Source organism: Streptomyces sp. NPDC031554, from assembly GCF_055580685.1.
This window is the reverse complement of sequence record NZ_JBVIKX010000018.1, coordinates 1-21,251: the sequence shown is the minus strand read 5'-3', so window position 1 is coordinate 21,251 and position 21,251 is coordinate 1. Positions and strand designations below refer to the sequence as shown.

Genomic DNA, 21,251 nt, shown 5'->3' with positions numbered 1-21,251 from the left:
GCCGCCGCGTTCCACCCCCCCGGCGTCAGGAGGGGACCTGTGCCGGGGGAGGACCCGCGTCAGGAGGAGACCGGCGCGCGCTCGGCGCGGGCGTCCCGGCCCGGTCCGGCGGTCGGTGCGGCACCGCGCGGCACCGTCGAGCGCCACAGCCGTACGGCCGCGGTGACCGCGGCCGCCACCAGCAGGCCGTTGCGCAGGAACAGCAGGGTGAGCCCGAGGGCGTCGCTCGCGACGACGTGGTCGAACCAGACGGGGAACTCCAGCACCGTCACCGGCGCCGCGGCCAGCACCAGGACGGTCGGCGGTCCCATCCGGCCGCCCGGCAGACACCGGCAGACGGCGGCCAGGCCGACCAGCCACACCAGGTACTGCGGGCTGATCACACGGCTGGTGACGGTGAACAGCAGCACGGCGGTGAAGGCGGCGTCCGCGAGCGTGTGCGGCGCGAACCGCCGCGCCCGCAGCCGCCACAGCAGCAGCCAGCCGAACGCGGCCGCCGTCAGGCCGAGGGACGCGTCGCTCACCGCCTCCACGTGCGGGCCGAGAAACTCGACCGAGCCGTAGGCGAGCCGCACCTCGCCGCTCCAGCCGAGGTGCCGGGCGACGTGGAACACCAGGGCGCCTAGCGACTCCACCTCGGTGCCGCGGTCCCGCTGGGAGGAGAGGAAGGCGAAGGAGCCGGGGGCGGCCGACGCGAACAGGGCCACGAGGGCGCCGACGGTGACGGCCGCCGCGCCCTGGGCCCGCCGCCCCGCACCGGCCAGCAGCAGCACCGGCCACACCTTGAGCAGGGCTCCCAGGCCGGCCAGCGCCCCCATGACCCGGGGACGCCGTGCCCCGGCGAGCAGCGCGGCCACCGCGACCGCGGTCACCATCAGGTCGTAGCGGGCGTACACCGTCGGGCCCAGCAGGGGGACGCCCGCCACCCAGACGAGGGCGCCGCGCGGGGATCGGCCGGCCCTCAGCAGCAGCACCAGGACGGCGAGGTCGGCGAGGAGGGCCAGGACGAAGAACGCCGACGCGTACCCCAGGAAGGGCAGCAGCGCGGGGGAGAGGATCGCGAGGGCGGCCGCGGGCGGGTACTGCCAGGTCACGTCGTCGTGCGGGTAGGCGCCGGCGCTCAGCGCGTCGTACCAGCCCCGGTAGATCACCGACACGTCGGTGGTGACGTCCGGACCGGGGAAGACGTACACCTTGAACACGCACAGCAGCAGCACGAGCCGGGTCGCGCCCCACAGGACCGACAGGCCCCTCGGGCCGGCCGGGGAACGCCTGTCGTCCGTGTGATCCACCTGTGCCCCTGTTCGTCCTCCTGGTCAGGGTAGGCGGACCGCATGTCTCCCGCCCGGCCGTGCGCGGGCCGTGCGGCACGGCCGGGCGCGGCGGCGGGGGACGGTTTGGATAGGGTCGGCGGCGATGCACAAGACCCTGATCGTGACGAACGACTTCCCGCCCCGCCCCGGGGGCATCCAGGCGTTCCTGCACAACATGGCGCTGCGCCTCGACCCCGAGCGCGTCGTCGTCTACGCGTCCACCTGGAAACGGGGCCGCGAGGGCGCCGAGGCGACGGCGGCCTTCGACGCCGAGCAGCCCTTCCGCGTCGTACGGGACTCCACGACCATGCTGCTACCGACGCCCGGCGCGACGCGGCGGGCCGTCGGGCTGCTGCGCGAACACGGGTGCACGTCCGTGTGGTTCGGCGCCGCCGCGCCGCTCGGCCTGATGGCTCCCGCGCTCAGGAAGGCCGGCGCCCGCCGGCTGGTGGCCACCACGCACGGCCACGAGGCGGGCTGGGCCCAGCTGCCCGCCGCCCGGCACCTGCTGGGGCGCATCGGCGAGGCCACCGACACGATCACCTACCTCGGCGAGTACACGCGCTCGCGGATCGCCACCGCGCTGAGCCCCGCGGCCGCCGCGCGGATGGTGCAACTGCCGCCGGGCGTCGACGAGAAGACCTTCCACCCCGGCTCCGGCGGCGACCGGGTGCGGGCCCGCCTCGGGCTCACCGACCGCCCCGTGGTGGTGTGCGTCTCGCGGCTCGTGCCGCGCAAGGGCCAGGACACGCTGATCCGGGCCATGCCCCGCATCCTCGCCGCCGAGCCGGAGGCCGTGCTGCTCGTCGTCGGCGGCGGACCCTACGAGAAGGACCTGCGCCGCCTGGCCCGGGAGACCGGGGTCGCCGCCTCCGTGCGGTTCACCGGCTCCGTCCCCTGGTCGGACCTGCCCGCCCACTACGGCGCCGGCGACGTCTTCGCCATGCCGTGCCGCACCCGCCGGGGCGGACTCGACGTGGAGGGCCTCGGCATCGTCTACCTGGAGGCCTCCGCGACCGGCCTGCCCGTCGTCGCCGGCGACTCCGGCGGCGCCCCCGACGCCGTACTGGACGGCGAGACCGGCTGGGTCGTACGGGGCGCCTCCCCCGAGGACACGGCCGACCGCGTCACGGCCCTGCTGGCCGATCCCGAACTGCGCCGCCGCATGGGCGAACGGGGCCGCCGGTGGGTCGAGGAGAAGTGGCGCTGGGACCTGCTGGCGGAGCGGCTGAGGGAACTGCTCTAGGGCCTTTCGTTCGGATCATGCCGGGCTCGCGGGCCCCGGCACCGCACCTCGCCGCGTCGTCATCGGTCGCCAGGGCTCCGCCCTGACTCCCTCCTCCGCCTCGCGAGGCACGGCACCGGACCCCGCTCCCTGATCCGGCCCGATCCGAACGAAAGACCCTGGGCGGTCCCCGCCGCCCCGCGGCGGCCGGGCGGTCCCCGCTACTTCTGGTAGATGGCCTCGATCTCGGCCGCGTAGTCCTTCGCCACGACGTTGCGCTTGAGCTTCAGCGACGGGGTGAGGTGGCCCGAGTCCTCCGTGAACTGGGCGGACAGGAGGCGGAACTTCCGCACCGACTCCGCCTTCGAGACCGCGGCGTTGCCGTCGTCGATCGCCGACTGGATCTCCGCCAGCAGGTCGGCGTCCTCGCGCAGCGACGCCGCGGTGGAGCCCGCCGGCTTGCCGTGGTCGGCGGCCCACCGGCCCAGGAACTCCTCGTCGACGGTGACCAGCGCGCCCACGAACGGCCGCCCGTCGCCCACCACCATGCACTCCGCGACCAGCGCGTGCGCCCGGATGCGGTCCTCGATCACGGCCGGGGCGACGTTCTTGCCGCCCGCGGTGACGATGATCTCCTTCTTGCGGCCGGTGATCCTGAGGTAGCCGTCCTCGTCCAGGGTGCCGATGTCGCCGGTGTGGAACCAGCCGTCGGCCAGCGCCTCCGCGGTCGCGCCGGGGTTGTTCCAGTACTCCTTGAACAGGTGCTCGCCGTGCAGCAGCACCTCGCCGTCGTCCGCGATGCGCACCACCGACCCCGGCAACGGCTGGCCGACCGTCCCGATCTTCTGCCGGTCCCACGGGTTGAACGCGGTCGCCGCGCAGGACTCCGTCAGGCCGTAGCCCTCCAGGACGGTGAAGCCGATGCCGCGGAAGAAGTGGCCGAGGCGCTCGCCCAGCGGGGCGCCACCGGAGATGGCGTACTCGCCCTTGCCGCCGAGCACCGCGCGCAGCTTGCCGTAGACGAGCTTGTCGAAGATCTTGTGCTTGATCCGCACGCCGAGCGACGGGCCCGAGGGGGTGTCCAGCGCCTTGCTGTAGGCGATCGCGGCGTCCGCCGCCCGGTCGAAGATCGCGCCCTTGCCGTCCGCCTGCGCCTTGGCCCGGGCCGCGTTGTACACCTTCTCGAACACGCGCGGCACGCCGAGGATCAGCGTCGGCCGGAAGGCCGCCAGTTCGTCGGTGAGGTTCTTGATGTCCGGGACCGTGCCCAGCTTGATGGGCGCCATCATCGGGGCGATCTGCACCAGGCGGCCGAAGACGTGCGCGAGCGGGAGGAACAGCAGCACGCTGCACTCGCCGGTGCGGAACAGCGGGCGCAGCCGCTCCACCACGTTGCCGCACTCGGCGAAGAAGCTGCGGTGGGTGAGCACGCAGCCCTTGGGCCGGCCGGTGGTGCCGGAGGTGTAGACGATGGTGGCCGGGTCGTCGGCCTTGGCGAGCGAGCCGCGCTCCTCGACGACCTCGTCGGAGACGTCCGTGCCCAGCCGCCGCAGCTCCTCGACGCCGCCGCCCTCGATCTGCCAGACGTGCTTCAGCGCCGGCAGGGTCTCGCGCACCGACTCGACGGCGGCGCTGTGGTTGTCCAGCTCGACGACGCAGGCCGTCGCGCCCGAGTCGGAGAGGATCCACTGCACCTGCTCGGGCGAACTGGTCTCGTACACCGGCACGGTGACGGCGCCCGCGCACCAGATCGCGAAGTCGAGCAGCGTCCACTCGTAGCGGGTGCGGGACATCAGGCCGACGCGGTCGCCCGGCTGGACCCCGGAGGCGATGAGGCCCTTGGCCGCCGCGTGCACCTCGGCCAGGAAGGCCGTGGCCGTGACGTCCTGCCAGACGCCGTCGACCTTGCGGGCGATGACGGCGACGTCGGGATGCTGCGCGGCGTTTCTCCGGACGATGTCGGTCAGGTTTCCGTCCGCGGGGACCTCGTACAAGGCCGGAAGGCTGAACTCGCGCAAGACTGCTGCTCCTCATAGGGCGCCGGCGCCACGACGTTGTGCGATGCGACGGTGCGGTCCAAGGCTCGGGCAAGTGCTCGCGCATCGGTGGCCGAAATGCTGAGCACGACTGGACTGCCCGGACGTTACCCGCCGGTATGGCTTCTTCGACAGGGGGTCCTGGCGAGATGTTCGCTGCGTCACACAGATGGATGTTGCAGTCCGTACGGTAGTCCACCCGAAAACCGACCGGCCAGTAACGCCAGGTTTCGCCGCCACTGTTCACCGGTGCCGCACACGCCTACCCTTGATCGACATGGCCTCCACACCGTCCGGAAAGCCCAGCACGCGTATTCACGTGGTCAGCGACGTGCACGGCAACGCGCGCGACCTGGCCCGCGCCGGCGAGGGCGCGGACGCGCTGATCTGCCTGGGCGACCTCGTCCTCTTCCTCGACTACGCCGACCACTCCCGCGGCATCTTCCCCGACCTGTTCGGCGTGGAGAACGCCCACCGCATCGTCGAGCTGCGCACGGCCCGCCGCTTCGCCGAGGCCCGCGAGCTGGGGGCCCGGCTGTGGGGCGGGGTCGGCGAGGACCGGGCCGCGGTGATCGAGCGGGCGGTGCGGGGGCAGTACGCCGAGATGTTCGCCGCCTTCCCGACGCCGACGTACGCCACCTACGGCAATGTCGACATACCCGCACTGTGGCCGGAGTACGCCGGTCCGGGCACCACCGTGCTCGACGGCGAGCGCGTGGAGATCGGCGGCCGGGTCTTCGGCTTCGTGGGCGGCGGCCTGCGCACCCCGATGCGCACCCCCTACGAGATCGACGACGAGGAGTACGCCGCGAAGATCGAGGCCGTCGGCGAGGTCGACGTCCTGTGCACGCACATCCCGCCCGAGGTGCCGGAGCTCGTCTACGACACCGTCGCGCGCCGCTTCGAACGCGGCAGCCGCGCGCTGCTGGACGCCATCCGCCGCACCCGGCCCCGCTACTCCCTCTTCGGCCACGTCCACCAGCCGCTGGCGCGGCGGATGCGGATCGGGGCGACCGAGTGCGTCAACGTCGGGCACTTCGCGGGGACCGGGAAGCCGTGGGCGCTCCAGTGGTGAAGGCCGTCGCGCCCCGCGGCACGGGCCGCCGCGCCCCACGGGGTGAAGGCGGCCGGCCGGGCGCGCGGTAGCCTTCACGCTGCACACACGTGCGCACGTCCGCGCACGGGGATCCCTCCCTACCGGCCCGCATCTGGAGGAGCCACCGCGATGGCGGAACACACCAGCTCGAGCATCACGATCGAGGCGGCACCGGCCGACGTCATGGCGGTCATCGCCGACTTCGCCCGCTACCCGGACTGGACCGGCGAGGTCAAGGAGGCGGAGGTCCTGGCGACCGACGCCGCGGGACGCGCCGAGCGGGTGCGGCTGGTCATGGACGCGGGCGCGATCAAGGACGACCAGACGCTGGCGTACACCTGGACCGGCGGGCACGAGGTCTCCTGGACGCTGGTCAAGTCCCAGATGCTGCGCTCGCTGGACGGCTCCTACCTCTTGAAGGCCGTCGGTGCGGGGGCCACCGAGGTCACCTACCAGCTGACGGTCGACGTCAAGATCCCCATGCTGGGCATGATCAAGCGCAAGGCCGAGAAGGTCATCATCGACCGGGCGCTGGCGGGCCTCAAGAAGCGGGTCGAGTCGGACCGGTAGCCGGTGATCCGGTGGCCCGGCGTCGGCGCGGGCCCCGCGGGGGCCGTCACCCCGGACCCCGTCCGGCCGCCGGGGCACGACCCCGGCTTCCGTTACCGTTCACCCTCATGCGCACCCTCCTGATCACCGGCCCCGGCGGCAGTGGCCGTACGACCGTCGCCGCGGCCACCGCACTCGGGGCGGCCCGCACGGGCGTGAAGACCCTCGTGCTCAGTGCCGACCGCACCGACACCCTGGGCGCGGCGCTCGGCACGGCGACGGGCGCGGTTCCGGTGCAGGCGGGCCCGGACCTCACCGCCTGGCGCCCCGACGCCACCGCCGGCTTCCGGGACGACCTCACCTCCTTCCAGGACCGTGCCTCCACCGTCCTGGACCTGCTCGGCGCCTCCCGGCTCGACCCGGAGGAGGTCACCCCGCTGCCCGGCGCGGAGGAACTGACCCTGCTGCGCGCCCTGCGCGACGCCGCCCTCGCCGGGACCCACGACCTCCTCGTCGTCGACCTGCCGCCCGCCCCGCAGGCCCTCGCCCTGCTCGCCCTCCCGGAGGAACTGCGGCGCTACCTGCGCCGGCTGCTCCCCCCGGAGCGGCAGGCCGCCCGCGCCCTGCGCCCCGTCCTCGGCCGTCTGGCCGGCGTCCCCATGCCCGCCGAGTGGCTGTACGAGACGACCGCCCGCTGGGACGGGGAACTGGCCGCCGTCGAGGCCGTCCTCGCCGACCGCGGGACCTCCGTACGGCTGGTGGCCGAGCCGGGGCCGGCCGGCGCCGACGCCGTCCGCGAAGCCCGCCTCGGCCTGGCCCTGCGCGGCCTGCCCGTCGAGTCGCTCCTGGCGAACCGCGTCCTGCCCGAGGACGCCGGCGCCCTCACCGCGCTCCACGCCCAGCAGCAGAAGACCCTGGGGGAGTGGACCGGCGCGCGGGCCGTCGCGCACCTCGGCCGTGACCCCCGCGGGGGCGACGACCTCGGGGCCCTGGCCGTGCCCGGCGTCGACCCGGCGGCCTCCCCCGTCGAGTGGCCCGTGGAGGACCGGATCGAGGCGGACGGCGTGCTGGTGTGGCACCTCCCGCTGCCCGGCGCCGTGCGCGACGAGCTGGACCTCGTCCGCCGCGGCGACGAACTCGTCGTCACCGCGGGCGCGTTCCGCCGGATCGTCCCGCTGCCCTCAGTCCTGCGCCGCTGCACCGTGGCGGGCGCCGCACTGCGCGAGGGCGAGCTGCGCGTGCGGTTCGCGCCGGATCCCGCGCTGTGGCCGCGGACCCGATGAGGGCCGTGGCCGCGGACCGGGTGAAGGACGTTCCGCCGTTCGGGTAACGTCGGAGGGACGAACCGTAGTCAGGAGCCCGTCATGAGCGAAGAGCCTCCCCCGTCGGACACCGGTGAGCGCCAGACCGCCGACGAGGTGCCCCGCGCCACCGACGCCGACGCCTGGGCGACCGCCTGCGCCGAGGACATGGCGGCGGAGAAGGCCCGCCGCCGGGCGGAGCGGGGCGAGCCCCAGGGATCGGCCGCCGAGGAACTGCGCAGGCTTCTCGACACGGTCGCCGACAAGCTCTCCGGCCTCCGGACCCCGCTGCTCGGCGCGGTCGCCGGACCCGCCGCCCAGCAGATGGTCCGCCAGGCCGTCCAGCAGGCCAGGGCGGCCGTCGAACCGGTCATCGAGCGCAACCCGGACGTCTTCGACCACCTCGCCGCCGCGGGCGGCGAACTGCTCGCCGCCTACCGCTCCGCCGTCCAGCAGCAGGAGCGGCGCTGGACGGCCCGCACCACCGACCCGCGCGAGGACCCGGCCGGGCCCCGCGACGACGACGGGGGCACCGGCCCCGGCCAGCGCATCGATCTCGACTGACGGCCTCGCCCGCACCCCGGCGGCGCTCGCGCGGTAGCGGCGCCGCCCCCTCGGGTACGGTTGGCCGTAGCGGGGCTCGACCGAAACTGAGGGATTCATGGGACTCACCATCGGCGTCGACATCGGCGGCACGAAGATCGCGGCCGGCGTGGTCGACGAGGAAGGCAACATCCTCTCGACCTTCAAGGTGCCGACCCCGGGTACGCCCGAGGGCATCGTGGACGCCATCGCCTCCGCGGTGGAGGGCGCGCGCGCCGGGCACGAGATCGTCGGCGTGGGCATCGGCGCCGCCGGCTACGTCAACCGTCAGCGCTCCACGGTCTACTTCGCGCCCAACATCGACTGGCGCAACGAGCCGCTCAAGGAGAAGGTCGAGGCCCGCGTCGGCCTGCCGGTCGTCGTGGAGAACGACGCCAACGCCGCGGCCTGGGGCGAGTACAAGTTCGGCGCCGGCAAGGGCCACCGCAACGTCATCTGCATCACGCTGGGCACCGGCCTCGGCGGCGGCATCATCATCGGCAACAAGCTGCGCCGCGGCCACTTCGGCGTCGCCGCCGAGTTCGGCCACATCCGCATGGTCCCGGACGGGCTGCTGTGCGGCTGCGGCTCGCAGGGATGCTGGGAGCAGTACGCCTCCGGCCGCGCCCTGGTGCGGTACGCCAAGCAGCGCGCCAACGCCACCCCGGAGCGCGCCGAGGTGCTGCTCGCGCTCGGCGACGGCACCCCCGACGGCATCGAGGGCAAGCACATCTCCGTGGCCGCCCGCCAGGGCGACCCGGTCGCGGTGGACTCCTACCGCGAGCTGGCCCGCTGGGCCGGCGCCGGCCTCGCCGACCTGGCCTCCCTGTTCGACCCGTCCGCCTTCATCGTCGGCGGTGGCCTCTCGGACGAGGGCGACCTGGTCCTCGACCCGATCCGCAAGTCCTACAAGCGGTGGCTGGTCGGCGGCAACTGGCGCCCGGTGGCGGACGTGATCGCGGCCCGGCTGGGCAACAAGGCGGGGCTGGTGGGCGCGGCCGACCTGGCCCGCGAGCCCGACCCGATCATGTGAGGGCGGCTGTCTGACACGCGGCTGTTCCCCGCACCCCTTTGGGGGCGCGGGGAACGACGCCCGCGACCGCCCGGGAACCGCTCCCCCCGCGACCGCCCGGGAACCGCTCCCCCCGCGACCGCCCGGGAACCGCTCCCCCCGCGACCGCCCGGGAACCGCTCCCCCGGCCGCCCGGAGAACCGTGACCCCGGCAGGCCGTCCGGAGAACCGTGACCCCGGCCGTCCGGAGAACCATGGCCGTCCGGAGGACCGTGCCCGCGGCCGCCCCGGATCCTTGCGCCCACGAGGCGATCGGCACGTATCGTGACGGCATGGTGACGCCCCCGCCGCTCCCGGAGTCCCGTACCGAACCCGACGGCTCCGCCGTGATCCGTGTCCTCGGCTACAACATCCGCTCGATGCGCGACGACACCGCGGCCCTCGCCCGAGTGATCACCGCATGCGCCCCCGACCTGGTCCTGGTCCAGGAGGCGCCGCGGTTCTTCCGCTGGCGCAAGAAGCTGGCCCGGCTCGCGGCCGCCTCCGGGCAGGTCGTCCTCACCGGCGGCGGCACGGCGGCGGGCCCCGCCGTCCTCTGCTCGCTGCGGGCGACCGTCGAACGCACCGAGGACGTGCTCCTGCCCCTCACCCCCGGACAGCACCGACGGGGCTTCGCCACCGCCGTGGTCCGGTTCGGGGGCGCCCGCCTGGGCGTCCTCAGCTGTCATCTCGGCCTGGACGGGGCCGAGCGCCACGAGCAGGCCGGAGCGCTCCTCGACCGGCTCGCCGGGCTGGGCGTGGAACACGCCGTCGCGGGCGGCGACCTCAACGAGCGCCCCGGCGGACGCGCCTTCACCCGTCTGACCGCCGCACTCCAGGACTGCCGTACGACGGCACCCTGGGGCGGCGAGAACACCTTCCCGGCCGCCCGCCCGGACCGCCGCATCGACGCCCTCCTCGCGACGAAGGGCGTGGCGGTGCTCGGCTGCGGGGTTCCGCTCGGCCTCCCGGGCGTCACGGACACCGACCTGAGGACGGCCACGGACCACCTGCCGGTCCTGGCCGCCCTGCGGGTGCCCGCCGTCTGAACCGGCCCCGCGCCCCGGACCCCTGGGGAACCGCCCCCGCGCCCCGGGCGCGCGACGGCGCGCGGGGGCGCGGTCCTCAGACGACCGCGCCCCGCCCCGGATCCTGGTCGTCCTCGTCGTCCGGGCGCATGCGCATCACCAGCGTGGCGAAGCCGCCGAGGAAGCCGCCGATGCAGATCGTCGTCAGCCACCAGGTCATCTCCCAGCCGAGCAGGATCGCCAGCAGCAGCAGGACCGGACCGCCGATCACCCCGAGCCAGGCGAACTTGGCCGTCGTGTCGGCCTCGGGCAGCGGCGGCGGCTCCGGCGGCACGAAGTGCCCCTCGTCGTCGCCGTCGGGGTCCGTCCCGGCGGCTCCGGCCGGCTCGGCCGGCGAGTAGTCGCGCGGTCCGACACCGGGGGCGAAGGAGACCGAGCTGCCCAGCGGCCCGGCCGGCTTCTTCTCCTCGGCGGGCTCCTCCGCGGGGCCCGCGCCCGGGGACGCGCCGCTCACCGGACCCTCGTCGTCGGTCTTCGCCTCCAGGAGCGCCAGGTCCTCGACCGACTTGAACGGCTTGGCGCCCGGCGGGTCCACCGGCTCGTCGCCGTACCCCGCGACGATCGCCGCCCACGCGGCCGCCTCGTCGAAGGGCACGCTCTGCTCCGGCTCGTGGTCGCGGCCGTCCTCGCGGTCCTCACGGTCCTCGCGGTCGGAGTCGTGCTCAGCCACCTGCTGTCGTCCCTTCCTTGCCGACACTGGGTGCGAGCCGGCCGATGAACGCGAGGGTCTCCTCGAAGATCCGGTCCGCGTCGTGGTCCAACGTCGCCACGTGATAGCTCTGTTCCAGCAGGACCTCGGTCACGTCCGTCGACGACACCCGGCTCAGGATCCGGGCGGAGTCGGCGGCCGGCACCACATGGTCCCGCACACTGCGCAGGAGCAGCAGCGGCTGGGTCACCTGCGGCAGGTCGCCGTCGGCCAGCCGCAGGAAGGTCCGCAGCGAGTGCGCCGCGTGCAGCGGCACACGGTCGTAACCGATCTCCACCGCCCCCTCCTTCGCGATGTCGCTGGCGATCCCCCGCGTCGTGCGCACCAGGTGACGGGCGACCGGAAGCGCGCGGGCGGACAGGCCGTGCACCCGGTTCGCCGGGTTGACGACCACGACGCCCTCGACCGCGTCGCCGTGCCGGGCGGCGAGCCGCAGCGCCAGGGCACCGCCCATCGAGAGCCCGGCCACGAACACCCGCGCGCACCGCTCCCGCAGGACGCGCAGCTCGCGGTCCACCTCCGCGTACCAGTCGGGCCAGCCGGTGAGCGCCATGTCCTCCCAGCGCGTGCCGTGGCCCGGCAGCAGGGGCAGGGAGACGGTCAGGCCGTGCCCGGCCAGATGCCGCGCCCAGGGACGCAGCGACTGCGGGGAACCGGTGAAGCCGTGACAGAGGAGGATCCCTACCTCCCCGCCCTCGTGGCGGTACGGCTCGGCTCCAGGAAGGACCGGCACCTTCGGTCTCCTGTCTTCGTCGTTGTCGATGGGGGCCTCTCGCCGGGGTTCCTCGGCGGAGTCTTCGCTGGGGTCTTCGCTGGGGTCTTCGGTGGCGCTGCTCGACGGGACTTCCGCGACGGGACCTCCGCGACGGACGGGCGTGAGGTTCACCGTACGCGACCGCGCTGACACCGACCAGGGTCGTCGAAGCCGCGGGCCGCCACTCCGGGTTAAGGTCTGAGCGACACTTACAGGAGGCACTCGGTTGTTGTACGGCGCGATGAAGGTTTCCGTCGGGGGGCCGCTGAAGATGATCTTCAGGCCCTGGGTGGAGGGCCTGGAGAACGTGCCCGCCGAGGGCCCCGCGATCCTGGCGAGCAATCACCTCTCCTTCTCGGACTCGTTCTTCCTCCCCGCGGTCCTCGACCGCAAGGTCACGTTCATCGCGAAGGCCGAGTACTTCACCACGCCCGGCGTGAAGGGCCGGCTGACGGCGGCCTTCTTCAAGGGCGTCGGGCAGCTCCCCGTGGACCGCTCCGGCGCCCGCGGCGCGGGCGAGGCGGCGATCAGGAGCGGGGTGGACGTGCTGGAGCGCGGTGAGCTGTTCGGGATCTACCCGGAGGGCACCCGTTCGCCCGACGGGCGGCTCTACCGCGGCAAGCCGGGCGGCCTCGCGCGCGTGGCGCTCGCCACCGGCGCCCCGGTGATCCCGGTCGCGATGATCGACACGGAGAAGATCCAGCCGCCCGGCCAGGTGATGCCGAAGATCATGCGGCCCGGCATCCGCATCGGCAGGCCGCTGGACTTCAGCCGCTACCACGGCATGGAACACGACCGTTTCGTGCTCCGGGCGGTGACCGACGAGGTCATGTACGAGATCATGAAGCTCTCCGGCCAGGAGTACGTCGACATCTACGCGACGGCCGCCAAGCGGCAGATCGCGGAGGCCGCGAAGGCCGACAAGGAAGCGGAGAAGGCCGCGAAGGCCGCGCTCGCGCAGGCCGAGAAGGAACAGGCGAAGAAGGAGAAGTCCGGGCGGAGCGAGCCCTAGGGCGCGTCCGGCCGTCCCCGCCCGGCGGGAACGGCCGGACACGCCCCGGCGACGGCGGTCCGGGCTCAGGGGGTGGGGGAAGTGCCCAAGCGCGAGAGGGTCATGAGGATGTCGGTCGAGCTGCCGCTGTGGCGTGCGCTCACCGCCTACCGGGTGCTGACCATGGTGTACGCGGTCGGCCTGTTCGCCGCCGAGCACGACGGCTACGACCGGCCCGGCATCGCCGTCGCCTACTTCGCCGTCCTGTGCGGCTGGACGCTCGCCACCCTGCCCCGGGTGCAGAACGCGACCGAGTGCACCAGGCCCTTCCTCGCCGCCGACCTCCTCGTCGCCCTCGCCGGCATCCTCCTGACCCCGCTGGTCGTCAGCGACCAGCACATCCAGGACAGCGGTCCCACCCTGCCGTCGATATGGACGGCAGGCTCGGTCCTGGCGTTCGCCATCAAGGGCGGCTGGCGCTGGGCGGCGTTCGCCTCCACCCCGGTGGCCGTCGCCAACCTGATCGAGCGCGGCCAGCCGACCCGCGACACCGTCCACAACGTGATCCTCGTCTGGGTCGCCTCCATCGCCATCGGATACGTCGTCGAGGTCGCCCGCGCCTCCGAGCGCACCCTCGCCCGCGCCCTGGAGATCGAGGCCGCGACCCGCGAGCGGGAGCGGCTCGCCCGCGACATCCACGACAGCGTGCTCCAGGTGCTCGCCATGGTGCAGCGGCGCGGCGCGGTCATCGGCGGGGAGGCGGCCGAGCTGGGCCGGATGGCCGGCGAGCAGGAGGTCGCCCTGCGCACCCTGGTCTCCGGCGGCCTCGCCCCCGTCTCCCGGGTGTCGCGGGACGCCGCCGAGGGGGCCGTCGTCGTCGCGGTGGACGAGAGCGACGACGAGGCCGGTCCGGTCGATCTGCGCACGCTGCTCGCCCCCTTCGCCGCGGCCCGCGTCAGCCTCGCCGAGCCCGGCGCCCCGGTCCTGCTGGCCCCGGCCGCGGCCCGGGAGCTGGCGGCGGCGGTCGGGGCCGCGCTGGACAACGTGCGCGAGCACGCGGGGGAGCGGGCACGGGCCTGGATCCTGGTGGAGGACGAGCCCGAGGCGGTGATCGTGACCGTACGGGACGACGGGCCGGGCATCGCGGAGGGCCGGCTGGCGCAGGCCGAGGGCGAGGGGCGGCTCGGGGTCGCCCAGTCGATCCGGGGCCGGCTGCGCGACCTCGGCGGCGGGGCCGAGCTGGTGTCGACGCCGGGACAGGGCACCGAGGTCGAACTGACCGTACCGAGACAGCACGTCAAGCGGGGGAAGGCAGGCGCACGATGAGCAGTGGACAGGACCCGATCAAGGTGATGGTGGTCGACGACCACCCCATGTGGCGCGAGGCCGTCGCCCGCGACCTCGCCGAGTCCGGCTTCGACGTGGTCGCCACCGCCGGCGACGGCGAGCAGGCCGTGCGCCGCGCCAGGGCCGCCTCCCCCCACGTCCTCGTCCTGGACCTCAACCTGCCCGCCAAGCCGGGCGTCCAGGTCTGCAAGGAGGTCGTCGCGGCCGACCCGGCGCTGCGCGTCCTGGTGCTGTCCGCGAGCGGCGAGCACGCCGACGTACTGGAGGCGGTGAAGTCCGGCGCGACCGGCTACCTGCTGAAGTCGGCGTCCACGGAGGAACTGCTGGACGCGGTGCGCCGCACCGCCGCCGGCGACCCGGTGTTCACGCCGGGCCTGGCCGGACTGGTGCTCGGCGAGTACCGGCGGCTGGCGTCCGACCCCGGTCAGACGTCCGGCGCCGACGACCCGGGCGCGCCCCGGCTCACCGACCGCGAGACCGAGGTGCTGCGCCTGGTCGCCAAGGGCCTGAGCTACAAGCAGATCGCCGAACGCCTCGTCATCTCGCACCGCACGGTCCAGAACCACGTGCAGAACACCCTCGGCAAGCTCCAGCTGCACAACCGGGTGGAGCTGGTGCGGTACGCGATAGAGCGCGGCCTCGACGACGAGTGACCGGTGCCGCCGGGACCCCGGGGAGCCCCGGCGGCACCGCTCACGGCACCACCGGGCGCCCCCTCCGGACGGCGGCCCCGGGGCCGCCGCCGACGGGGCGTGCGACTAGACCACCGGCCGCCGCCCGGACCGGCTGCCGGCGTCCCTCAGGTGGGCCATCAGCTCCCGCACGATCGCCGCCCCGTCCAGCGTGAGCACCGACTCCGGGTGGAACTGCACGCCGGCGAACCCGGGCCCGCGCAACGCGTGCACCTCCCCGTTCGCCGCCCGGCTCACCTCCACCCCGTGCGCGGCCAGCTCCTGCCGGGCGTCGTCGTCGCACCGCGCCACGAAGCTGTTGTAGAACCCGACGGTCTCCTCCCGCCCGAACAGCTCCACCCGCGTCTGCGCCCCCTGGTACGGCACCTCCTTGCGCACGATCTCCAGGCCCAGCTCCGCCGCGATCAGCTCGTGCCCGAGGCACACGCCCAGCACCCCGTGCCGGTTCTCCCCGACGACCCGCGCGGTCAGCTCCCGCAGGAACCGCATCTTCGGGTCGGCCAGATCGGACGGGTCACCCGGACCCGGGCCCAGCACCACGGGACCCTCGTGCGCGAGCACCGCCGCCCGCAGCCCCGGTTCGTCGTAGCGCCGGACGGCGACCTCCAGCCCGGACGAGCGCAGGACGTGCGCGAGCATCGCCGTGAAGGTGTCCTCGGCGTCGACCACCAGGGCGCGCCCGCTCAGTTCCCGCGCTCTCTCCTGCATCCGCAGCCAGAACGGCGCCAGCGAGGCCCGGCGGCCGTCCAGCGCCGCCCGCACCCGCGGATCGTCCGCCAGCGGGGCCCGCGCCCCCTCGGCCCGCGGCCTCCCCGGCCGCACCCCGAGGGCCGCCAGCACCCCGGCCGCCTTGGCGTGGGTCTCCGCGACCTCGCCCGCCGGGTCCGAGCCGCGTACCAGTGTGGCCCCGACCGGCACCCGCAGCCGCCCGGCCGCGTCGATGTCGGCGGTGCGGATGAGGATGGGGGAGTCGAGGGTCTGGGCCCCGCCGGAGTCCCGTCCGATCAGCGCCAGCGCGGCCCCGTAGTAGCCGCGCCCGCCGACCTCGTGCCGCTCGATGACCCGGCAGGCGTTCTGCACCGGCGAGCCCGTGACGGTCGCCGCGAACATCGTCTCCCGCAGCACCTCGCGCACGTCCATCGAGGACTTCCCGCGCAGCTCGTACTCGGTGTGCGCGAGGTGGGCCATCTCCTTCAGCCGCGGCCCGACCACCACCCCGCCCATGTCGCCGACGGTGCACATCATCTTCAGTTCCTCGTCGACGACCATCGACAGCTCCTCGATCTCCTTGCCGTCGGCGAGGAACTCCAGCAGGTGCTCGGGGGTCGGCCCCCCGGCCGGATAGCGGTAGGTCCCGCTGATCGGGTTCATCACGACCGTCCCGCCCGACATCCGCACGTGCACCTCGGGACTGGCACCCACCAGGGTCCGGTCCCCGGTGTGCACGACGAACGTCCAGTACGCGCCCCGCTCGCCCTCCAGCAGCCGCCGGAACAGCGCGAGCGCGTCGGCCCTGCCGAACCCGGGCACCGCGCCCTCGTACGTCCGCCGGATGACGAAGTTCGCCCCCTCGCCCCGCCCGATCTCCTCCCGCAGCACCCGGCCGACGATCTGCGCGTACTCCTCGTCGCCGACGTCGAAGCCACCGCCCTCGACGCGCACCTCGTGCGCGGGGAGCTGCTCCAGCGCCTCGGCGAGCGGGATCTCGTACCGCTCCTCGGGGATCAGGACGGACAGCGGCGTGCCGTCGTCGCGGACGTCGAAGCCGCGCTCGCGGATCTGGCGGAACGGCACCAGCGCGAGACCCTCGTCGGGCAGGTCGGCGAGCCGCTCGCGGACGGCGACCGGGCCGACGAGCAGCTCCACGGTGGCGCCGTCCCCGGTGGTCCGGCCCGGTGCCCGGCGGCGCAGCAGGGCGAAGGGGCGGGGATCGGTCAGGAGATCGAGCAGATGCATGGGTCGGTGTCCTTCTCGGTGGGAGAGTCCACAGGGACGGCCGGGCCCAGGAATGCCGAAGGCCGCCCCTGCGGGCGGCCTTCGCGAAGTCGTGCGTACGCGCAGTCAGTGGGCCGCCGAAGGAGCGGTCCACCACCAGTTCCGGGTCGAGTGCGCGAACATGGGCTGCACGCTACACGACGTGACGCGCGCGGCTCCGCCTCGTTCGACGAGGCGTGCCCTCCGCCGACACGGAGCCGTCTCATAGGCTGAGAGCGGCGATGGACCTCCGGACCGACCGCGTACTGTGGGGCGCGTGACCGTGAACGCTGATTCCCGAAGTGTCGCCGCTCAGGCGACGTGGCGAGACCTGCCCGCGGCGCAGCAGCCCGAGTACCCGGATGCCGAGGCTCTGCGCGAAGTGATCGCCGAGCTCGAGACGTATCCCCCGCTGGTGTTCGCCGGTGAGTGCGACCAGCTCCGCGCGCGGATGGCCGCGGTCGCCCGGGGGGAGGCGTTCCTGCTCCAGGGCGGTGACTGCGCCGAGTCCTTCGACGCGGTGTCCGCCGAGCACATCCGGGCGAAGCTGAAGACGCTCCTCCAGATGGGGGCCGTCCTCACCTACGCGGCCTCCGTGCCGGTCGTGAAGGTGGGCCGGATCGCGGGCCAGTACTCCAAGCCGCGCTCCAAGAACACCGAGACCCGCGACGGCGTGACCCTGCCGACGTACCGCGGCGACTCGGTCAACGGCTTCGACTTCAACGAGACCGCCCGCGTCCCGGACCCCGAGCGCCTGAAGCGGATGTACCACGCGTCCGCCTCCACGCTGAACCTGGTGCGCGCCTTCACCACCGGCGGCTACGCCGACCTGCGCCAGGTCCACGCCTGGAACCAGGACTTCGTGAAGTCGTCCCCCTCCGGTCAGCGGTACGAGCAGCTCGCCCGCGAGATCGACCAGGCGCTCAACTTCATGCACGCCTGCGGGGCGGACCCGGAGGAGTTCAAGACCGTCGAGTTCTACGCCTCCCACGAGGCGCTGCTCCTCGACTACGAGTCGGCCCTCACCCGCGTCGACTCCCGGACCGGCCGCCTGTACGACGTCTCCGCGCACATGGTGTGGATCGGCGAGCGCACCCGGCAGCTGGACCACGCGCACATCGAGTTCGCCTCGAAGATCCGCAACCCCATCGGCATCAAGCTCGGTCCGACGACGACGGCCGAGGAGGCGCTCCAGTACATCGAGCGTCTCGACCCCGACCGCGAGCCGGGCCGGCTGACCTTCGTCGTCCGCATGGGCGCCGACAAGGTCCGCGACAAGCTCCCCGAGCTGGTGGAGAAGGTCACGGCCTCCGGCGCGACCGTCGCCTGGGTGACCGACCCGATGCACGGCAACACCTTCGAGGCGGCCTCCGGCCACAAGACCCGCCGCTTCGACGACGTGCTCGACGAGGTCAAGGGCTTCTTCGAGGTCCACAAGGGCCTCGGCACCCACCCCGGCGGCATCCACGTCGAACTGACCGGTGACGACGTCACCGAGTGCGTGGGCGGCGGCGACGAGATCTTCGTCGACGACCTCCACCAGCGCTACGAGACCGCCTGCGACCCGCGGCTCAACCGCAGCCAGTCGCTCGACCTGGCGTTCCTCGTCGCGGAGATGTACCGGGACCAGTAGCGGTCGCCGACGCGGCGGACCTTTGACCGGTCCGCCCGGCACGGAGCCCGAAGTGGGGCGCGGATCACATACGATCCGCGCCCCATCTCCCTTTTGCGGCCTCTGTGCGCCGGGTAAGGTTAGGTAAACCTAATCGATCTCGGCGGGAGGTGTCCGCGTGTACGTCTGCAGCTGCTTCGGAGTCACGGAAGCGCAGGTCCGACAGCATGCGGACGACGGCGCCTGCACGCCTCGCCAGATCGCCTCCGCGTGCAAGGCGGGCACGGACTGCGGCTCGTGCGTCCGCCGCATCCAGGCGATCCTCGGCCGGGGCGCCTGCCCGCGCCGCGACCCGGCCGACCAGGGCCGGCCGGTCCTCACCGCGCTCGACGACGCCGCCTGAGCGTCCGACGGCTCCCTCCGGGCCTTCCCGGTTCTCGCCGGCATCCGGTACCCCGGTCCGCCGGTTCTTCCCGGCCTCCCGGTTCTCCCGGGGCCGTCCGCCGGGATTCTCCCGGGGCCGTCCGCCGGGACGCGGCCCTCCGCCGCCCCTCAGCTCTCCGGCTGCTCGATCAGCTGTGCGATGTACAGCGCCTCGCCGAGCTTCTCCACCAGGTCCAGCTGGGTGTCGAGGTAGTCGATGTGGTGCTCCTCGTCCTCCAGGATCGCCTCGAAGATGTTCGCGGACGTGATGTCGCCCTTCTCGCGCATCACCTTGATCCCGCGCTTGAGGCGGTCGATCGCCTCCACCTCGACCTGCCGGTCGGCCTCGAACATCTCCTTGACCGTCTGGCCCACGCGCACGTGGAACAGTCGCTGGTAGTTCGGCAGGCCGTCCAGGAGCAGGATCCGGTCGGTCAGGACCTCCGCGTGCTTCATCTCGTCGAACGACTCGTGCCGCGTGTACTTCGCGAGCTTCGTCCAGCCGAGGTTCTCCTGCATCTTCGCGTGCAGGAAGTACTGGTTGATCGCGGTCAGCTCACCGGTGAGCTGCTCGTTGAGGAAGTCGAGGACCTCGGGGTCGCCCTGCATCGCAGAGGCTCCTTCCGCGCGGGGATTCGGGAGGTTGCCGCCGCATGATGTCACCGGCGCGGAAGATCGTCCAGTAAGTGCGCACTTAGTAAGTTGATCCCTGCTTGGCGCTGCTTGTCCGATTCTGGTCATGCCTGGTCATTCGCACCGGTCGAGGTCTGTCAGGATGGAGTCATGGGTCATCCGGTGGAGCGAGAACCAGGGGAAGCAGCAGCGTCCGAGCTTCCGCCGGGGCAGCGACTTCAGCGGGGCTGGCCCGTCACCCACTACGGACCGGTGCCCAAGTTCCGGCCCGAGCGCTGGGAGTTCAGGGTCTTCGGCAGCACCGCCGACGGCGACAAGCGCTGCTGGACCCACGAGGAGTTCACGGCCCTTCCGTACGCCACCGTGGTGGCCGATCTGCACTGCGTGACGAAGTTCAGCATGCTCGGCGCCGAATGGGGCGGCGTACCGGCCCGGACCATCCTGGAGGCCGTGCCGCCCGCCGCCGACGTCACCCACGTCATGGTGTGGGCGGAGTACGGCTTCAGTTCCAATCTGCGGCTGTCCGACTTCGCCGCCTCGCACACCCTCTTCGCCACCCACAAGGACGGCGAACTGCTCACCGCCGAGCACGGCTTCCCGGTGCGGCTGGTCGTGCCCCACCTCTACGCCTGGAAGGGCCCCAAGTGGGTCCGCGGCGTCGAGTACATGACCGCCGACCGCCGCGGTTTCTGGGAGGAACGCGGCTACCACAACATCGGCGACCCCTGGAAGGAACAGCGCTACTCCTACCAGGAGGAGCCCGGGGACGGCCCCGAACTCTGAGTTCCGGCCCCCCGCGGGGTGTCCGGGCACCGCCCCGCGATGCGGATCAGCCGTCCCGGAGTTTCTTCAGCCGCTCCACGTCCGCCGCGTGCCCCTCCCTGCCGCCGGGCGTCTCGATCACGAGCGGTACGCCGGCGGTCGCCGGGTGCGTCATCAGCGCGCGGAACGGATCCTCGCCGATGTGACCCGCGCCGATGTTCTCGTGCCGGTCCTTGTGGGCACCCGCCACGTCCTTGGAGTCGTTGGCGTGGATCAGCTTCAGCCGGCCCTCGCCGACCGTGTCCACCAGCAGGTCGAGGGTCTGGTGCATGCCCGCCGGGCCGGTCAGGTCGTGCCCGGCCGCGAAGACGTGGCAGGTGTCCAGGCAGACGCCGAGCCGCGGATGGGCGTCCAGCGCCTCGAAGTACGGTCCGAAGTCCCAGGTCCGCGAACAGAGCGAGGCGCCCTGTCCGGCCGTCGACTCCAGCAGCAGGAACGGGTCGTCGTCGTGGGTCAGCTCGTCCAGCAGCGGCAGCAGGTACTCCCGGACCTGTCGCAGGGCCACGTCCCGGTCCCGCCCGCCCGTCGCACTCCCGGTGTGCACGACCACGCCCAGCGCGCCGATCTCCCGTCCCCGGCGCAGCGAGTGCCGCAGGGACTCCACCGACCGCTGCGCGGTCGCCTCGGTGTGCGAACCGAAGTTGATCAGGTACGGCGCGTGCACGTACGCCGGGATCGACTCCCGCGCGCAGGCCTCCCGGAACGCCGCGTCCTGGGCCGGACTGCCCGCCGGGGTGGCCCAGCCGCGGGGGTTGGCCACGAAGACCTGGACCGCCTCGGCCTTGAGGTCGTGGGCGTAGGACATGCCCACGGAGTGCAGGCCGCCGGCCACCGGGACATGGCCGCCGACCGGATTGCGGGAGGGGAAGGGGTGCGCGGAACTCACCCCTCCAGGGTGTCATGCCCCCGGCGCCGCCCGGTCACCGGAGGGCGGGCGCCCGGTCGTGCGGGGCCGGCGCCCCGTTATCTTTTTCGCGGTCCTGCAAGAGGGCCGCTGGCCTCCGGGCCCGGCATGACTGTTGCCCCCTGTCGATGGGATGACCTGGGGGGTGG

Annotated in this window: 21 protein-coding genes; 13 read left to right on the top strand and 8 right to left on the bottom strand. The window is 73.4% G+C overall.

The annotated features are described in order from the left end of the window. Positions 1 to 59 precede the first annotated feature (59 nt). Positions 60 to 1,292 carry a glycosyltransferase 87 family protein gene (locus ACZ5FU_RS32475; protein WP_451776571.1) on the bottom strand — a complete coding sequence of 411 codons (1,233 nt, stop codon included), beginning with the start codon at positions 1,290 to 1,292 and terminating at the stop codon, positions 60 to 62. A 124-nt stretch (positions 1,293 to 1,416) separates the two neighbouring features. On the opposite strand from ACZ5FU_RS32475, the gene ACZ5FU_RS32470 reads away from it, so the two are divergent. After that, positions 1,417 to 2,559 carry a glycosyltransferase family 4 protein gene (locus ACZ5FU_RS32470; RefSeq protein ID WP_451526397.1) on the top strand — a complete coding sequence of 381 codons (1,143 nt, stop codon included), beginning with the start codon at positions 1,417 to 1,419 and terminating at the stop codon, positions 2,557 to 2,559. 200 nt (positions 2,560 to 2,759) lie between these two features. On the opposite strand, the gene ACZ5FU_RS32465 is transcribed toward ACZ5FU_RS32470, so the two are convergent. Continuing rightward, positions 2,760 to 4,556: an AMP-dependent synthetase/ligase gene (locus ACZ5FU_RS32465; RefSeq protein WP_451526396.1), complete on the bottom strand. Its 1,797-nt coding sequence runs from the start codon at positions 4,554 to 4,556 to the stop codon at positions 2,760 to 2,762. Between the two features lie 337 nt (positions 4,557 to 4,893). Between ACZ5FU_RS32465 and ACZ5FU_RS32460 the strand changes: the two genes are divergently transcribed. From ACZ5FU_RS32460 to ACZ5FU_RS32435, 6 genes are all read left to right on the top strand, one after another. Then, entirely contained in the window at positions 4,894 to 5,649 is a 756-nt protein-coding gene (locus ACZ5FU_RS32460) for a metallophosphoesterase family protein (RefSeq protein WP_451526563.1), read from the top strand. A gap of 150 nt (positions 5,650 to 5,799) precedes the next feature. Beyond that, the gene (locus ACZ5FU_RS32455) at positions 5,800 to 6,240 is read left to right on the top strand and encodes an SRPBCC family protein (RefSeq protein WP_451526395.1); all 441 of its coding nucleotides are present in this window, start codon (positions 5,800 to 5,802) and stop codon (positions 6,238 to 6,240) included. Positions 6,241 to 6,347: 107 nt separating this feature from the next. Continuing rightward, positions 6,348 to 7,502, top strand: a complete 1,155-nt coding sequence (locus ACZ5FU_RS32450; RefSeq protein WP_451526394.1) for an ArsA family ATPase — start codon at positions 6,348 to 6,350, stop codon at positions 7,500 to 7,502. A gap of 81 nt (positions 7,503 to 7,583) precedes the next feature. Beyond that, a complete protein-coding gene (locus tag ACZ5FU_RS32445; protein ID WP_451776576.1) occupies positions 7,584 to 8,084 on the top strand; it encodes a DUF5304 domain-containing protein in 501 nt (166 codons plus the stop codon). Positions 8,085 to 8,181: 97 nt separating this feature from the next. Then, positions 8,182 to 9,135, top strand: coding sequence for an ROK family glucokinase (locus ACZ5FU_RS32440; protein WP_451526392.1), 954 nt, complete (start codon positions 8,182 to 8,184; stop codon positions 9,133 to 9,135). A 311-nt stretch (positions 9,136 to 9,446) separates the two neighbouring features. Next, positions 9,447 to 10,202: an endonuclease/exonuclease/phosphatase family protein gene (locus tag ACZ5FU_RS32435; protein ID WP_451526391.1), complete on the top strand. Its 756-nt coding sequence runs from the start codon at positions 9,447 to 9,449 to the stop codon at positions 10,200 to 10,202. A 76-nt stretch (positions 10,203 to 10,278) separates the two neighbouring features. Here ACZ5FU_RS32435 and ACZ5FU_RS32430 read toward each other — a convergent pair whose 3' ends face one another. Then, positions 10,279 to 10,911 (bottom strand): hypothetical protein, encoded by a 633-nt coding sequence (locus ACZ5FU_RS32430; protein ID WP_468837217.1) that lies wholly within the window; start codon positions 10,909 to 10,911, stop codon positions 10,279 to 10,281. Continuing rightward, complete coding sequence (locus ACZ5FU_RS32425; RefSeq protein WP_451526389.1) at positions 10,904 to 11,683, bottom strand: alpha/beta hydrolase; 780 nt, start codon at positions 11,681 to 11,683, stop codon at positions 10,904 to 10,906. Before ACZ5FU_RS32425 ends, ACZ5FU_RS32430 begins: the two co-directional genes overlap by 8 nt. A gap of 262 nt (positions 11,684 to 11,945) precedes the next feature. Here ACZ5FU_RS32425 and ACZ5FU_RS32420 point away from each other — a divergent pair, with 262 nt between their 5' ends. The 3 genes from ACZ5FU_RS32420 (at position 11,946) to ACZ5FU_RS32410 (ending at position 14,695) form a co-directional block, all read left to right on the top strand. Continuing rightward, entirely contained in the window at positions 11,946 to 12,716 is a 771-nt protein-coding gene (locus ACZ5FU_RS32420) for a lysophospholipid acyltransferase family protein (protein WP_451526388.1), read from the top strand. A gap of 81 nt (positions 12,717 to 12,797) precedes the next feature. Continuing rightward, positions 12,798 to 14,021: a MacS family sensor histidine kinase gene (gene macS / locus ACZ5FU_RS32415; protein WP_451526387.1), complete on the top strand. Its 1,224-nt coding sequence runs from the start codon at positions 12,798 to 12,800 to the stop codon at positions 14,019 to 14,021. Then, positions 14,018 to 14,695: a response regulator gene (locus ACZ5FU_RS32410; protein WP_451526386.1), complete on the top strand. Its 678-nt coding sequence runs from the start codon at positions 14,018 to 14,020 to the stop codon at positions 14,693 to 14,695. The genes macS and ACZ5FU_RS32410 overlap by 4 nt, the downstream gene beginning before the upstream one ends. A gap of 105 nt (positions 14,696 to 14,800) precedes the next feature. Here ACZ5FU_RS32410 and ACZ5FU_RS32405 read toward each other — a convergent pair whose 3' ends face one another. Next, on the bottom strand, positions 14,801 to 16,690 hold the full coding sequence (locus tag ACZ5FU_RS32405; RefSeq protein WP_451776578.1) for an anthranilate synthase family protein: 1,890 nt from the start codon (positions 16,688 to 16,690) through the stop codon (positions 14,801 to 14,803). A 105-nt stretch (positions 16,691 to 16,795) separates the two neighbouring features. Further along, positions 16,796 to 16,852, bottom strand: a complete 57-nt coding sequence (locus ACZ5FU_RS32400) for a trp operon leader peptide (protein ID WP_356552233.1) — start codon at positions 16,850 to 16,852, stop codon at positions 16,796 to 16,798. A gap of 133 nt (positions 16,853 to 16,985) precedes the next feature. Between ACZ5FU_RS32400 and ACZ5FU_RS32395 the strand changes: the two genes are divergently transcribed. Beyond that, the gene (locus ACZ5FU_RS32395; RefSeq protein WP_451526384.1) at positions 16,986 to 18,341 is read left to right on the top strand and encodes a class II 3-deoxy-7-phosphoheptulonate synthase; all 1,356 of its coding nucleotides are present in this window, start codon (positions 16,986 to 16,988) and stop codon (positions 18,339 to 18,341) included. 157 nt (positions 18,342 to 18,498) lie between these two features. Continuing rightward, a complete protein-coding gene (locus ACZ5FU_RS32390) occupies positions 18,499 to 18,723 on the top strand; it encodes a (2Fe-2S)-binding protein (protein ID WP_451776580.1) in 225 nt (74 codons plus the stop codon). Positions 18,724 to 18,872: 149 nt separating this feature from the next. On the opposite strand, the gene bfr is transcribed toward ACZ5FU_RS32390, so the two are convergent. Beyond that, on the bottom strand, positions 18,873 to 19,352 hold the full coding sequence (gene bfr / locus ACZ5FU_RS32385; protein WP_451526382.1) for a bacterioferritin: 480 nt from the start codon (positions 19,350 to 19,352) through the stop codon (positions 18,873 to 18,875). Between the two features lie 174 nt (positions 19,353 to 19,526). Here bfr and ACZ5FU_RS32380 point away from each other — a divergent pair, with 174 nt between their 5' ends. Continuing rightward, positions 19,527 to 20,159: a sulfite oxidase-like oxidoreductase gene (locus tag ACZ5FU_RS32380; protein ID WP_451526381.1), complete on the top strand. Its 633-nt coding sequence runs from the start codon at positions 19,527 to 19,529 to the stop codon at positions 20,157 to 20,159. A gap of 46 nt (positions 20,160 to 20,205) precedes the next feature. Here ACZ5FU_RS32380 and ACZ5FU_RS32375 read toward each other — a convergent pair whose 3' ends face one another. Beyond that, entirely contained in the window at positions 20,206 to 21,084 is an 879-nt protein-coding gene (locus ACZ5FU_RS32375; protein ID WP_468643666.1) for a deoxyribonuclease IV, read from the bottom strand. Between the last annotated feature and the right edge of the window lie 167 nt (positions 21,085 to 21,251).